This is a genomic window from Cyclobacteriaceae bacterium (assembly GCA_025808415.1).
In the GTDB taxonomy this organism is placed as follows: Bacteria; Bacteroidota; Bacteroidia; order Cytophagales; family Cyclobacteriaceae; genus UBA2336.
Genome location: CP075525.1, coordinates 2794341 through 2808777, shown reverse-complemented (window position 1 = coordinate 2808777; position 14437 = coordinate 2794341). Strand labels below are relative to the sequence as shown.

Sequence of the window (14437 nt, the reverse complement as noted above, 5' to 3'; positions counted from 1 at the left end):
GATCAATAAAGAAAAGATAAAGAGTATCTAAGCACCTTGAGCTACCTGAAGTTTTCGGGCTAACCACAGCGATACCAGGCTAAAGAAAACGGCAATTAATCCTACATAACCATAATTCACCAGTGCTTTCGCATCCGGCCCAAATACAGAGGCTTTTTCGCTAATGATAGTTCCTGCAATAAAGGAAGCCAGACCTGAGGTTAGCTGTTGTACCGATGACCGGATACTCATGTAACTTCCACGACTTTCCGGGCTAATGATTGCCGTTTCCATAGTGGTGGAAGGAACCATGCGTCCGTTACTGAAAATAAAAAATATACCGGCTACAATCAGTGCAGCCCACAATGGGGTGGGTGGCATGTTGGTGATGATTACAATCGGAATGATCACCAGGCTGCCGAAGATGGTAAAGATTTTTAACCGTCCATGTTTATCGGCCATTTTACCAACCCAGGGTGAAAAGAAAATAGTGAGCGCTCCGCCAACGAGGTAGATGTAGGCGAGTTCATCGTTTGAGAAGCCCACATTGCCTACCATGTAGGCAGCGATAAAGGGAACAATAGTAAAGTGACCCAGGGTTAGAACTGAAGCGAAAGTCAATCCAAGCCGTGTGCTCCGCTGACCAAATATATTTTTCAGTATCTCCATTGGCTTCTTGATTCCGTTACCTATATCCAGATGTGCCCGAAGCGGAGGAATAAACCAAAACATTAATACAAAGATGAGGACAGCCAATATCCCTAAAAAGAGAAAGGGTGCATGCCAGCTAAATTTGCTGGCCAGAAATAACCCAAAGGGTACACCAAATACAGAAGCCACTGAAAATGAAGCCATCACAATGCCCAAGGCACTTGCTCTTCGCTCAAGCGGAATGGCATCGCTAACAATAGAGAGAATCAAGGCGCCCAGAACGCCACCAAAAGCTCCTGCCACTGAACGGGCCATGAGCAGGAAAAAGTAAGAAGGGGCAATTGCACAAGCCAATGTGCCTAAGGTGAATCCAAAATACATCACCAGCATCATGCTTTTTCGGTCATACCGGTCGATGCGAAAAGCAGCCAGAAAGCCGGTTACCCCAGCTGTTATGGTGTATGAAGACACGAGTAAACTGAACTCCTGTGCGTTGATATCAAAAATGCTCATCAACGAAGGACTCAAGGGCATCATGATCATAAAATCCATAATATGGGTGAACATGGCGGCAGCCAGAATGAGCAGGAGAAGTCTTTCATTTTTCATCAGGGGGCGAAAATAGGGGTATGGGGTGGTTTGATAATTATTTTTTTGGCCAAATAATTGATATTTTAACTGCGAATAAGGAGACAATGTTTACCATTATTTACACGTATGCAGGTTAAGCGTTTATTAATTTTTTGCGCTTTATTATGTTCTATGTCCTTATGGGGTCAGCGTAAAGGTGATACCGGACCTTACTTTAAAGTGCTTGATCTTCAGTATGCCAAACTGGCCAAAGATCCGCGACTTAATGCTTTGGATATTTATATGCCCAAGAAGGGAAGTAAATCCCCGGTTATTATTTGGGTGCATGGTGGCCTGTGGGCATTTGGAGATAAGAGTGACGTTGGCGTAAAACCCGAGTACTTCACATCCAAGGGCTATATTTTTGTTAGCATCAATCACCGGCTTTCGCCCGATGTGAAACATCCTGGTCATATGCAGGATGTTGCCAACGCCCTCGTATGGGTCTACAATAACATAGTTCATTACAGTGGCGATAAGGATAAGATTTTTTTGATGGGTTATGCTTCCGGTGCACAAATGTCGGTGATGATTACGGTGAACGAAGATTACATGAAACAAGCCGAAGGTTCGCTTGACATGATTAAAGGTGTTGTATCCATTGATGGCCTCGGGTTTGATGTCGCTAAGATTATTCCGGATAACAACAATAAAGTAAAGGATTGGTGCCTGGATACGTTCGGTCTAACCCAGAAAGAATGGGAGGAGGCGTCACCGGTAAGTCACATCCGGCCGGGTATGGTGGTGCCGCCCATTTTCGTAGCATACTCCGGCAGCAAAACGCCAACCGAAAACGATGCCATAAACCTGGCGAAGAAATTTAAAGAATCCGATATCAATATCCAGGTGAAGGGTTACCCAAAGAAGAACAGCCTGTCCATGCACCGTGAATTTGGACGAGACGATGACCCTGTGAGCATGGATGTGATCAACTTCTTGTTTGAATGCCAGAAGAAGCTATAGCAGGCTTTATGTAGCCAAATGCATGTCTCAAACTTATTTTTGAGAATTTCGTGCCTTAGTGCTTTTGTGGCAAATTTATCCAAGCCAATAAAACTCGAAAACACAAAAATTCACTAAAGTCCAGGTAGCGAATTATAGCAATGGGCCTATAAAGTTCACCAGGTTAGTTGCAATAATTTTATGCCCCTCTACATTCGGGTGAATACCATCTGGTAAATTAAGTTTTTCATTTCCGCCTACACCTTCCAGTAAAAAAGGGATTAGCGTTGCTTTATTTTTTTTGGCCAGTTCAGGGAACACGTCTTTAAATTGAGTGGTGTAATCTTTGCCCATATTAGGGGGTACCATCATACCGGCCACAACAATTTTAACAGCAGGGTTTTTGGCTTTCACTTTATCAATAATGGCCTGCAGGTTGGCCTTGGTTTGTTCAAGCGGCAGACCACGCAAACCATCATTGCCGCCTAATTCCAGCACAAAAATGTCAACCGGTTGACGTAACACCCAGTCGATACGGGATAATCCGCCAGCCGATGTCTCACCGCTCAACCCGGCATTAATCACCTTACATCGGGTCGATTGGGTATTCAGCTTTTTTTCAAGCAGGGCAGGAAAAGCTTCTTCTGTCGATAGGCCGTATCCGGCCGTAAGACTGTCGCCATAAAACATAATGGTTTTCACCGTAGTTGAACCTTGGAGAAATAGGAGAGATACAATAATCCAGCTAAACTTTCCGACCATGGAATTAGTTTAAGGGTTAAACGTTAAAGGGTTAAAGTTAGTTTATCTTGCAACATCGTCAATCGAATTCTGTACTCTGAAAATCATTCTATGTCCCAGCTTGTTCTCCTCGCAGAAGAATTAACCAAATCGTACCCCTCAGGAGCTACCCAGCTTACCGTATTGGATAAGGTGAGTTTTGCTGTCCATCAGGGCAATACACTAGCGATAATCGGGCCATCCGGTAGCGGTAAAACAACTTTGTTAGGGTTATGTGCCGGACTGGATGTGGCCAGCAGCGGATCTATTTCGCTAATGGGTTTTAAACTCAATGCCATGAGTGAGGACGACCGGGCTTATATCCGAAATCAATATGTAGGGTTTGTTTTTCAGAATTTCCAGTTGCTGGCTACACTCACAGCATTGGAAAATGTAATGGTGCCGTTGGAATTGCGTGGTGTGAAAAATGTCTCTGCGAAGGCAAAAGAATTATTATCACGGGTCGGGCTTGAAGGCAGGATGCACCATTACCCATCTCAACTATCAGGAGGGGAACAGCAACGTGTCGCCATGGCTCGCGCTTTTATCACTGACCCCAAGATTCTTTTTGCCGATGAACCAACCGGCAATCTGGACGAAGAAAATTCACATCACATTACCGATTTGCTGTTTACCCTGAATAAAGAACAAGGCACCACACTGGTATTGGTTACGCATAACCTGGAACTGGCCCGAAAAACCGAGCGTATTTTGCGCATGAAGGGTGGAAAATTGGTGGAAGAAGAAATCGTTGCTGCTTTATGATCGAGTATATCATAAAGCTTAAGCGTAAAACCCGCAATATTTTTCAGGACCGATGGGTGTGGACGATGGCATGGCGCGATGCCCGTCAAAATTTCTCACGGTTATTTCTATTTGCTGCTTCGTTGATTACCGGAATTGCCGCGGTAGTTTCATTGGATTCACTGAATGAATCATTGCAACAGGATATAGACCGTAATGCGAAGGAGTTACTGGGTGCCGATCTGGTTGTTAACGGAAATAAAAAATTTGAACCTGAGTTGCTCGCCCTCTTCGATTCCACCAAATTTCCGCAAGCACGTGAAGCCGACATGGCTTCGATGGTATTGTTTGTAAACTCCGGGCAATCACGCCTGATCAGGCTGGTATCACTGGAAGGTGATTTTCCTTTTTATGGAAGCATTGAAACGTTGCCACCGGATGCTTACCAAAAAATGCGGCATGAAGGTTTTGCCTTGCTGGATGAAACCCTGGCCAGTCAGTATGAAGTCAGCTCAGGCGATTCGATCCGTATTGGCAACTCATATTTTGAAGTAGCCGGAGTGGTTACAAAGATTCCTGGGGGTGGCGGTATTTTATCCACGTTTACACCTTCGGTTTACATTGCCATGGCACAACTGGATTCAACCGGGCTGGTTCAGTATGGCAGTCGCATAAATTATAGAAACTACTTTAAAACAGAGAGTGAGGCACAAACGGAGTTGTTGGTGACCACACTTAAAACAGAAGTACGAAAATATGGACATGGTTATGATACTGTTCAGGAGCGAAAGGAAGAGTTAGGGGAGGCGTTTCAATCGGTATACCGCTTCTTTTCCTTGCTGGCCTTTGTAGCGCTTATTCTGGGTTGCATTGGAGTGGCCAGTTCCGTACATATTTATGCGCGCGAAAAACGCGATGAAGTGGCCGTGCTTCGTTGTGTGGGATCGTCCGGATGGCAAGCGTTTAATATTTATTTCATTCAGATTTTTTTATTGGGCATTATCGGTAGTCTGATAGGTGCGTCTTTGGGGTTAACCATTCAACAGATTATTCCGGTTGCGTTTAAGGGATTGCTTCCGGTAGAAGTCACCTTCTCGGTATCATGGCTATCCTTCTGGAAGGGGATTATGGTGGGTACAGTTGTATCGCTTTTGTTTTCTATGCTTCCGCTGATGGCGGTGAGGTTTGTTCCACCATTAGCCGTTCTACGTGCAGACTTTGAACCCACTAAAATTTTTTCAAAGGCTCGTTTGTTCATTATCATACTCATCGCCTTATTCCCCTTAGTGTTCGCAGCGCTGCAGACACGCAACCTTCTTATAGGGCTTTCATTTTTTGCAGGACTTGCTGTGGCTTTAGGTGCGTTGACACTAATGGCCATTCTGTTGCTATACCTCGTCCGTAGATTTTTTCCGTCAAATTCTTCTTTTATCTGGCGACATGCATTGTCTAATCTTTACCGCCCCAATAATCAAACACGGGTTTTGATGGTGGCCATCGGGTTGGGTGCTTTTATTATCACCACCTTAAATATTGTAGAAAAGAGTTTATTAGGTCAGGTCGAGTTTAGCGGGCAAAAGAATCAATCCAACACCATACTATTTGACATTCAGCCATCACAGAAAGACGGTGTGGTAAAATTGATGGAAGAGAATAACCTTACCGTTAATCAGGTTGTGCCTATTGTAACCTGTCGCTTAAAGGAACTGAAGAATAAAACCGTGGAAGAAGTTCAGCAAGACACCACCGATCGGGTTCCGAATTGGGCGTTGACACGTGAGTATCGCGTAACGTATCGTGACAGCCTGCATCTTTCTGAAGAACTTATCAGAGGTGACCTTCAACATAAAACCCTTGGCCGTGATTCGGTGTGGGTTACCATATCCGAGGGATTACATGAAGAGCTGGGTGTTAGGGAGGGTGATTCATTGGTATTTGATGTTCAGGGAATACCGGTTAAAGTTTTTATCAGTGGTATACGTAAAGTAAACTGGCCAAAGGATCCGCCTAATTTTATTTTTGTATTTCCAACCGGTGTGTTGGAAGAGGCTCCACAGGTTTATGTTACCGCAACCCGCATTGACGACCAACAGGCGGCCAACCGTTTTCAACAGCAACTCATTATGCAGTACCCCAATGTGTCACTTATTGATTTGAGGTTGATACTGAGTACAGTAAATGATTTGTTTAACAAACTTGGTGCGGTAATCAGGTTTCTTGCGCTGTTCAGTATCGTTACGGGATTGGTGGTATTAACCGGTGCGGTCATCAATAGTAAATATGTTCGCATGAAGGAAAATGTGTTATTGCGAACCATAGGTGCACGCACTAAACAGATCATAAAAATTACACTTATCGAATATGCCTACCTGGGTTTATTTTCAGCGCTTACCGGCATGTTGCTTTCCCTTGGTGGTGGCTACCTGTTAACCACCTTTTTCTTTAAAATAACCTTTGCCTTTAACGGGCTGGAAGTGGTTACTATTACGGGCGGGGTAGTATTGCTAACCATGGTCATCGGGTGGTGGAATTCGCGCGAAGTGATCGCCACTCCGCCACTTCAGGTGCTTCGAAAAGAGGGGTAATCAATTAGAAGTCAACTCAAAATTTTTAAACCTGTCAGGTTGAACTTGTCGAAACCTCGTGATAACACTAAAATAGCCTTCGACAGGCTCAGGCTGCCAACTAAGACAATTTTTTTTGAGAAGGCTTCTTGTAAGTTTTAGTATTTTGCCCAGTTGTTAGGTAGTGATGAAACAGGTTTACTTCAGGTTAGTACTAGCATTTCTTTTCAGTGCTCCGTTGGCCGGATCAGCACAAACACCTGCTTTAAAATTTATCAAGAATAAAGGTCAGTGGCCTGAGTCAATAGATTTTGCAGCACGTACACCGGCTGGAAGATTGATGCTTTCACCGGGTCATTTCTCCCTGTATTTGTTTGATCAGCAAAAAGCTAATGAAGCGCATTTACGATTGCACGATCATATAAATGAATCAGATGGAACAGAGGAGATGGACGACAAGATGGATGGACATCATGTGCAAATACGGTTTTCTGGTGCGCTTGCCTTAAAGTCACCGGTAGCATCCCTGCCATCAAAGGAATATTATAATTTTTTTCTGGGCAATGATACATCCCAATGGGCTTCGCGGGCGAGTGCGTTTGGTGAAATTGTTTATCCTGATTTATATACTGGAATTGATCTTCGGATTAGTTCTGTCAATCAAAATCTCAAGTATGATTTTATCGTAAAGCCTGATGCCTATGCAGGGCAGGTGCAAATTGAAATAAATGGCGCAGATCAACTTTACCTTGATCATGGAAATGTTATCGTGGGTACTTCAGTTGGCTATCTGATCGAAAAGAAACCCTTTACGTACCAGGTCATCAACGGAGAGAAGTGTGAGGTAAAAAGTGAATACACTCTAACCAATAACACACTGAGCTTTCGTTTTCCGGAAGGATATGATGCCTGTTATGAATTGGTGATTGACCCGTTGCTTATTTTCTCTACCTTTTCTGGTTCAACGGCTGATAATTGGGGAAGTACCGCCACACCGGGTGAGCGTGGCACCTTATATTCATCGGGCATTGCCAACAATATTAATTTTGGAGGCACTTTTCCGGCAACGCCCGGTGCTTTTCAAACGACCTATGGTGGTAATTACGACATCGCCATCCTCAAATATGATTCCACCGGTAGCCAGTTATTGTATGCCAGTTACATTGGCGGATCGGGCAATGAAACACCGCATAGTCTGGTGATGGACGAAAAATCTCAGGATTTAATAGTATTGGGCACAACCAGTTCCTTTAACTTTCCCACCACCACATCTGCACTCAGCACTATGTTTAACGGGGGAATTCCTTTAGGGACAAATGTTATACCTTATCCCTTTGGGTCAGATATTGTTTTGTCGCGGATCAGTAAAGAGGGTGATCAATTAATAGCTTCAACTTATCTGGGCGGTTCCCAAAACGATGGACTGAACCAGCCCGGTAGTCCGCTGGTGCGAAACTATGGAGATGAAATGCGGGGCGATGTGATTACCGATACCCTGGGAAACATCTACATCAGCTCCGTTACAAACTCACCAGACTTTCCGGGTGTGAATAGTTTCAGTACAACCTATCGGGGTGGAGGAAGTGATGCGGTTGTGGTGAAAATGGATGCTATGCTTACGCAGATTATCTGGTCTGCTTTTGTAGGCGGAAATAATTTTGATGCATCACATACGATCAAGTTCGATAGTGCCTTCGCGATTTACCTGGGTGGCGGAACGTCTAGCGCTGATTTCCCGACCACGACTAATTCGTATCAATCATTAATAGCAGGAGGCGTGGATGGCTGGATCATGAAAATTTCTTCTGAGGGTGATTCCATTGCATATTCCACCTTCACGGGCACATCGGATTTTGACCAGGTTTATTTTATTGATCTTGACAGGAATGGTGATGTATATACATACGGACAAACCAACGGAAATTTTCCGGTAACGCCAGGTGTGTACAGCAATGCTAACAGTGGTCAGTTTGTGCAGAAGTTTAATGGCGAATTAAATACATTGATATTTTCTACAAGGTTCGGATCCGGTATAGGCATACCGAATATTTCACCTACAGCATTTTTGGTCAATGATTGTAACAACCTGTATATGTCGGGCTGGGGTGGTTTAATCAATAGCGGGTTGGGGTATTGGAATTCCAATACTTCAGGAATGCCGGTTACCAACGATGCCTTGCAAAAAACAACCAGCGGTTCTGATTTCTATTTTATAGTGCTTACGGCTGACGCCTCAGAACTTTTGTATGCCACGTACCTCGGAGGAAACATATCGCGTACCCATGTTGATGGTGGCACCAGCCGGTTTGATAAAAGCGGGATTGTTTACCATGCGGTGTGTTCCGGTTGCCGTTCGCTTAGTGCTACCGGGTTACCAAGTTCAGATTTTCCGACTACAGATGAAGCGTGGTCGCGTACCAATAACAGTGCGAACTGTAACAACGCTGCTTTTAAATTTGATCTTTCTTCATTGCGGGCACGCCTCCAAACCAACTCAGTAGCGTTTGATGCGCCCGGCCTGGATGTGTTGTGTTATCCGGATACGATCAGGTTTCAGAACTTCAGTACAGGCGGAGAATTTTATGAATGGGATTTGGGTGATGGTACTAAACTGGTAAAGACCGACACAACTTCATTTTTGCATCAGTACCAAAATGAAGGAACGTACCTGGTTAAGTTGCGTGCTGTTGATCTGAACACTTGCGTTGGGGTTGATTCAGCTTTTAAAACCGTACGCGTTTTCAGGAATTTATTAAAAGCCCAGGAGGATGATGTTATTTGCTACGGAACATCCTATCAGCTTACTGGGAATGGGGGCGTAGGTTACCAATGGAGCACAGAGGATGGGCCTTTAAATACTACGTTGGTTAAACCTGAAGAAAGTATACGATACTTTGTGGTCATAACTGATAGCAATGGTTGCTTTAATAAAGATACTGTTGATATAGAAGTTGTGCCCTTTATTGATGTTCAGTTCGATTATAAGCTTGTGCCTGATTGCATTAGCCGGTCCCAGGTTTACGTAGTAAATAAAACCGAACAAAAAGCTGATGAGAATTACCTGATTGATTTTGGTGATGGCAACACCACCGATTTACCGGAAGCTATCCATGCTTATAATCAGGATGGAGCTTACACCCTTAAGGTGACAGGCATAAAAGAGTTTTGTGTTTATGAAAAGCAAGTCACGCTTCCAATCTACACGATTTTGGCGCCCAATGTAATTACGCCCGAATCAACCCCCGGCCAAAACGATAGGTTTGTAATCCAATACGGGGCGGGAGGCAAAACGCCTGCTGATGCAGGGCTTACCGTAGGCCTTACCATTCACAATCGCTGGGGCGGCAAAGTATTTGAGTCAGCCAATTACCAGTATGATTGGTCGGCCAAGGATTTGGATGCCGGTATTTATTACTATACTGTTACCATTGGCGATCAGGCCTTATGCAAAAGCTGGCTGCATGTGGTGAAGTAGTAATTCTTTCCGATCCATGATTTTCATTGTTAATGTTCGGGGTAATCTTTATCATTGCACCTCTTTTCAAGGCGTTCTTAAAAATCGGGGCCCATAGCTCAGCTGGTTAGAGCACCTGACTCATAATCAGGGGGTCGCAGGATCGTGCCCTGCTGGGCCCACTTTATTTCACCCTCATCCAAGCCATTGATTCCCAGAAATCTGATTTTCGATCTCGGTGGTGTAATCATCGATTTATCCGTTGAGCGAACCATCCAGTCGATTTGTGATTTATCGGGCGTTAGACCCGACCAGGTTCGGCATGCTTACCGTACGCATACTGAGTTTTATGCCTATGAACGGGGCGAAATTACTGATGCGGAATTTCGACAGGTTTTACAGCGGATTTTCTCATTCTCGGCCCCTGATGAACAAATCGATAGCGCATGGAATGCCATGCTTGTTCAATTACCTGTTGCCAAACTTCAGTTGCTGGACAGGCTAAAAAAAAGGTTTTCAGTGGCCGTGCTGAGTAATACCAATAACATCCACCTCAGCTTTGTGAACCAATCAATGCTGCCGCAGGTTGACGCATTTTCCTCGCTTAACGATTACTTTCATGTTCACTATTACTCGCACCTGGTAGGCAAACGTAAACCTGAATCCCAAATATTTACGCAGGTGCTGGACGAAAATAATTATGTTCCGGAACAAACTTTATTCCTGGACGATAACAAAGAGAACATCGAAGCCGCTGCTGCGTTAGGCATACAAACATTTTTGGTGGAACATCCCGATCGCGTGTTGGATTATTTCAGGAATTATGAGTAAGGAAGCCAAACGTATTATCCTCCAGGTTTTTCTGTTTATTGCCACTTTTATAACCACTACAATAGCCGGTGCAGAATGGACATACGGGAAGTCTGTTTATGGCCCTTTTACCTGGGCCGATTTTTTCTCGGGCATGCATTTCTCTGTTCCGTTTTTGCTTATTCTTACCGTGCATGAGTTTGGCCATTACTTCACAGCCCGGTATTACCGGGTAAATTCAAGTTTGCCCTATTATATCCCCATGCCACCGTTTCCATTTTCTATAGGCACCATGGGCGCTGTTATCCGTTTACGTGAGCGCATAACATCAAAAAAGATAAACTTTGATATTGGAATTGCCGGGCCGTTGGCAGGATTCGTAATGGCTATGATTGTATTGATTTATGGATTTACAAATCTGCCTCCTGCCGAATACATTTTTCAGATTCATCCGGAGTATGAACAGTACGGATTAGAGTATGCCGATAAAGTTTATGGACAGCAAGAGGGTATTGTTGATGTGGTTATTGGTAAAAACTTGTTGTTTTTATTTTTTGAAAAATTTGTGGCAGATCCGGAACGTATGCCTAACCCGCATGAGATCATGCACTATCCCTATCTTTTTGCGGGTTTCCTTGCCTTGATCTTTACGGCTTTAAATCTTTTGCCCATAGGCCAGTTAGATGGTGGGCATGTACTTTATGGGCTGATCGGATTCCGGCTTCATAAACTGGTGGCTTCTATCATCTTCATCAGTTTTGTTTTTTATGCCGGGTTAGGGTTGGTCCATCCACTCATGCCGTTCGAAGATTTGATTATTTACATTCCGGCATACGTTATTTTTCTTACCCTCTGCTTTCGCGGACTGAAGTTACCGATGCGCGATACAGTAATGTACGCACTTCTTGTTTTTGCCGGGCAGTTTATGCTAAGTTGGTTCGATCCTTCTTTACAAGGTTATACGGGATGGTTGCTGTTTGCCTTTATCATTGGAAGATTAGCAGGTGTGGAACATCCGCCTTCAGAAATTGAAGAGCCTTTGGATAGCAATCGCCAGGTTTTAGGTTGGATCGCCCTGATCATTTTTGCAATTTGCTTTAGCCCAAACCCGATTGAGCTTACTTCGTACTGAAAGTATGCTGATTTGAAAACAGTTAGTCCTGGACAACGATCTTTTTTGTTTGCCAGGCAGTGCCGTTGAAATAACGAACCAGGTATAGGCCACGGATTGGATACGTAATCGTAATACGCATTCGGTTGTCGAGCTGTTCGGTTTCAAACACCACCGGATGCCCCCCGGCATTGAGTATAGTTAACCCCTGGGGTTCACCTTCCATAAAAAACTCCCCAAAATTGGGATTGGGGTAGATTGAGACTTCTGGTTGTTGCCGTCCTTCTGATGAGGTTACTACATTACCCTTTCCAAACCTGGGGCGTAACATCAGGCTTCCTTTTACATCGGTATTGGGTATCCAACTACCTGTTGTGTTTACAAAAATCTGGTTGCCGGTATCGTTGCCGGTATCAAGCCCAACCTGCACGCGTCCTGTTGCCGGTTGGCGCCAACCGATGTAAAATACACCTTGTACGCGGGCCGATTGGATGAACTCGCGAAGAATAAACTCGTTATTCGTTTTGCGCTCCACAGGAACCAACTCTTCCAACAAAAGAGGACCAGGTTCACCGTTGGTATCACCCCAGATGTAAAAGGTAGTGTTGGATGCCGAAACACCTGACGTAACGGGGTAGTGAACATACACGCCATTAATGGTATCTGGTTCGGAGGTTTGCATGGTAAAACGGTAGGCCACAATATTTCCGGGTTGTGTCAACCCTGCTGAATATTCAGCAACACCATCATCGTAAGCATAGTAATTGTGCAAGGTGTAATGCTGCCGTATGGTATCGTTAGCCCTGAAATCAATGGGTTCATAAATGGGTAAATAGCCGGGGGAAGGATTGCCGGTTTTCAGGTCAATAACATCACCGGTAAAAACCCTGATCTTTAACGAAACTTCAACACGTTTTGCCTGGGGATCGAAATGATCATGGTTGTCGGGATCAGGAATGTACTCCACATCAACCGGAATATTCACGAAAGGAGGAACACCAAACCCAAGGCTGATGGATGATGTATCGGTTCCGTTGAGGTTTTCTTCAAACACAGATTCGCTGTCATCATCAAAGTAATTTACGAATGTTCCATACGTTAAGTAAGACAGTGTTGTGAGGATGTTACTTAAATTGTAAACCGCATAGGCAGGAGGTGTAATTGTTTTTTCTTGTTTGAAATGTTTGTAAGGAACAGCATAGTATTTTTCAAATAAAGGTGAGAGTGTTTTGCGTATCGCCCTGTCCGGGTAGGTGAGATCGGTTTCCGTTCTTCCCCGGTTCAGGTAAACATAGTCGAGGTGCCAGGTATCAAAACGTCCGGACCTGCGGCCGAACGAACGAAACCGGAATTGAAAATCATCATGGTAAAAGCGATCTTCATTTATGCGAATGATCACACTGTAAAATTCATCGAACCGTTCGGTAGCCCGGTTAGGCCGTAGGGTCCGGATGATTTCCCATGCGCCTTGCTGGTTCCTGAATTCAAGTTGTAAATAATCATTGGCATCGGGTGTTTCGCCATGGCCACCCCACTGATAGTAAAAACTGAGAAAAACGGAGTTGCGCTGAAAAAGCCCAACCTCGGTCATTTTAATTCTTCTTGACTCTAGGCTATCGGTTAACCCTACCTCCAGTGTCTGGTCGGGGTTTGGGCTATAGGGTGTGCCATTTTCATTCAATCCATCGAAGGTGGCCACACCAATAGTAGGTGGGTCAATGGCCATGCTGGTATTAATCCATACGGTTGCTTTGTTGCTCCACAGGGTGTCGCTGCTGGCGGGTGCAGAAAAATCATCCCAAAAGGGAAGCGACATGGGTTCCAGGCTTTTGGTTTTTGCAAACGCTGCTTCCGGGTTAGCAGGTTGCTGAATGGGGTAGCGTTTCAGTTGCGCCAGGGCAACCAAAGGGAAAGAGCAGAGAATTAAAAAAAGAAATTGCTTTCCGATAGTCATTAAAAATTATCCTGGTCATCCGTTCCATCTTCCTCATCGTCAGGCACGGGTGTTCCTTTTTTGCCTACCCATAGCTCAACGACATCGCCCACCTTAATATTTTGGTTTGCCGGTGGCTTTTGTTTCAGCACCACAATGGCCTCGCGGCCAGTGGTATCGCCTACCACATGAATTTGGCCCAGGTTAAGGTTTGAGCCGAAGATGGGGATTTTGGCATCCTCCAACGTATAGCCGCGCACATCCGGTGCCGGCACCGTATTGCTGCCACCATCTTCCACCACCAGGTCAATTACTGAGCCTTTTGGTATACGCGTACCGGGCAATATTTTCTCGCCTTCATAGCGCATTTCTTTCACCAGGTTTAAAAAGGGGCCACGCACAAGCTGGATGCGTCCGCGTTTTAATTCATTGCCCCGTAAAACAGCCTCCGCATTGATCAATGAGCCATCCACCAAATTGGGCATGGGCACCGTGGGTGGGGTAACACGATTTACCGAAATATAGATCACCCGGTTTTCTTTTACCTTGGCGCCAGCTGCCGGAAACTGGCGAAGCACCGTAAGCGGTGGGTAATCATCGGTATATGACGAGTCGTTTACTTCGTAGCGCAGATTTCGTTTTACTAAAAAGTTTTCGAGCTCAGTAATATTCAAACCTTCCACGCTGGGTACGGTAATGGTTTCGCCATGGTTGGTAGAAGCCGGAAGGTACACATAAAAATAAAAGAGCAACAGGATTAACCCGATTGCCGAAGTTAAGCCAATGCTCAGCAGGACCCCGCCTAAGGTTGAAGAATGGTTTTTTATGATGTCTTTCAT

The 14437-nt window shown here is 44.7% G+C and carries 10 protein-coding genes and 1 tRNA gene; 7 read left to right on the top strand and 4 right to left on the bottom strand.

All coding sequences use genetic code 11. The features are described from left to right. Positions 1-27: 27 nt before the first annotated feature. Positions 28-1239, bottom strand: coding sequence for an MFS transporter (locus KIT51_12650; protein UYN85717.1), 1212 nt, complete (start codon positions 1237-1239; stop codon positions 28-30). Between the two features lie 153 nt (positions 1240-1392). Between KIT51_12650 and KIT51_12645 the strand changes: the two genes are divergently transcribed. Further along, a complete protein-coding gene (locus KIT51_12645) occupies positions 1393-2223 on the top strand; it encodes an alpha/beta hydrolase (protein ID UYN85716.1) in 831 nt (276 codons plus the stop codon). A 132-nt stretch (positions 2224-2355) separates the two neighbouring features. Here the strand turns inward: KIT51_12645 and KIT51_12640 are convergent, their stop codons facing one another. Continuing rightward, positions 2356-2964: an arylesterase gene (locus KIT51_12640; protein UYN85715.1), complete on the bottom strand. Its 609-nt coding sequence runs from the start codon at positions 2962-2964 to the stop codon at positions 2356-2358. A gap of 90 nt (positions 2965-3054) precedes the next feature. Between KIT51_12640 and KIT51_12635 the strand changes: the two genes are divergently transcribed. The 6 genes from KIT51_12635 to KIT51_12610 all read left to right on the top strand — a co-directional run bounded on the left by KIT51_12635 (position 3055) and on the right by KIT51_12610 (position 11686). After that, complete coding sequence (locus KIT51_12635; protein ID UYN85714.1) at positions 3055-3747, top strand: ABC transporter ATP-binding protein; 693 nt, start codon at positions 3055-3057, stop codon at positions 3745-3747. Beyond that, complete coding sequence (locus tag KIT51_12630; protein UYN85713.1) at positions 3744-6311, top strand: FtsX-like permease family protein; 2568 nt, start codon at positions 3744-3746, stop codon at positions 6309-6311. Before KIT51_12635 ends, KIT51_12630 begins: the two co-directional genes overlap by 4 nt. 166 nt (positions 6312-6477) lie before the next feature. After that, positions 6478-9765, top strand: coding sequence for a gliding motility-associated C-terminal domain-containing protein (locus KIT51_12625; GenBank protein UYN85712.1), 3288 nt, complete (start codon positions 6478-6480; stop codon positions 9763-9765). 87 nt (positions 9766-9852) lie between these two features. Next, positions 9853-9926: transfer RNA gene (locus tag KIT51_12620), tRNA-Ile, on the top strand. 25 nt (positions 9927-9951) lie between these two features. Further along, entirely contained in the window at positions 9952-10575 is a 624-nt protein-coding gene (locus KIT51_12615; GenBank protein UYN85711.1) for an HAD family phosphatase, read from the top strand. Beyond that, positions 10568-11686, top strand: coding sequence for a site-2 protease family protein (locus tag KIT51_12610; protein UYN85710.1), 1119 nt, complete (start codon positions 10568-10570; stop codon positions 11684-11686). Before KIT51_12615 ends, KIT51_12610 begins: the two co-directional genes overlap by 8 nt. 22 nt (positions 11687-11708) lie before the next feature. Here the strand turns inward: KIT51_12610 and KIT51_12605 are convergent, their stop codons facing one another. Together KIT51_12605 and KIT51_12600 are read right to left on the bottom strand one after the other, a co-directional pair. Continuing rightward, entirely contained in the window at positions 11709-13619 is a 1911-nt protein-coding gene (locus KIT51_12605; protein UYN85709.1) for a T9SS type A sorting domain-containing protein, read from the bottom strand. Continuing rightward, positions 13619-14437 (bottom strand): PASTA domain-containing protein, encoded by an 819-nt coding sequence (locus KIT51_12600; GenBank protein ID UYN85708.1) that lies wholly within the window; start codon positions 14435-14437, stop codon positions 13619-13621. The genes KIT51_12605 and KIT51_12600 overlap by 1 nt, the downstream gene beginning before the upstream one ends.

Excerpts from the sequence above, each read along its gene's own strand:
- KIT51_12650 (UYN85717.1), bottom strand. The coding sequence starts at position 1,239 with ATGAAAAATGAAAGACTTCTCCTGCTCATTCTGGCTGCCGCCATGTTC.
- KIT51_12645 (UYN85716.1), top strand. The coding sequence starts at position 1,393 with ATGTCCTTATGGGGTCAGCGTAAAGGTGATACCGGACCTTACTTTAAA.
- KIT51_12640 (UYN85715.1), bottom strand. The coding sequence starts at position 2,964 with ATGGTCGGAAAGTTTAGCTGGATTATTGTATCTCTCCTATTTCTCCAA.
- KIT51_12635 (UYN85714.1), top strand. The coding sequence starts at position 3,055 with ATGTCCCAGCTTGTTCTCCTCGCAGAAGAATTAACCAAATCGTACCCC.
- KIT51_12630 (UYN85713.1), top strand. The coding sequence starts at position 3,744 with ATGATCGAGTATATCATAAAGCTTAAGCGTAAAACCCGCAATATTTTT.
- KIT51_12625 (UYN85712.1), top strand. The coding sequence starts at position 6,478 with ATGAAACAGGTTTACTTCAGGTTAGTACTAGCATTTCTTTTCAGTGCT.
- KIT51_12610 (UYN85710.1), top strand. The coding sequence starts at position 10,568 with ATGAGTAAGGAAGCCAAACGTATTATCCTCCAGGTTTTTCTGTTTATT.
- KIT51_12605 (UYN85709.1), bottom strand. The coding sequence starts at position 13,619 with ATGACTATCGGAAAGCAATTTCTTTTTTTAATTCTCTGCTCTTTCCCT.
- KIT51_12600 (UYN85708.1), bottom strand. The coding sequence starts at position 14,437 with ATGAAAGACATCATAAAAAACCATTCTTCAACCTTAGGCGGGGTCCTG.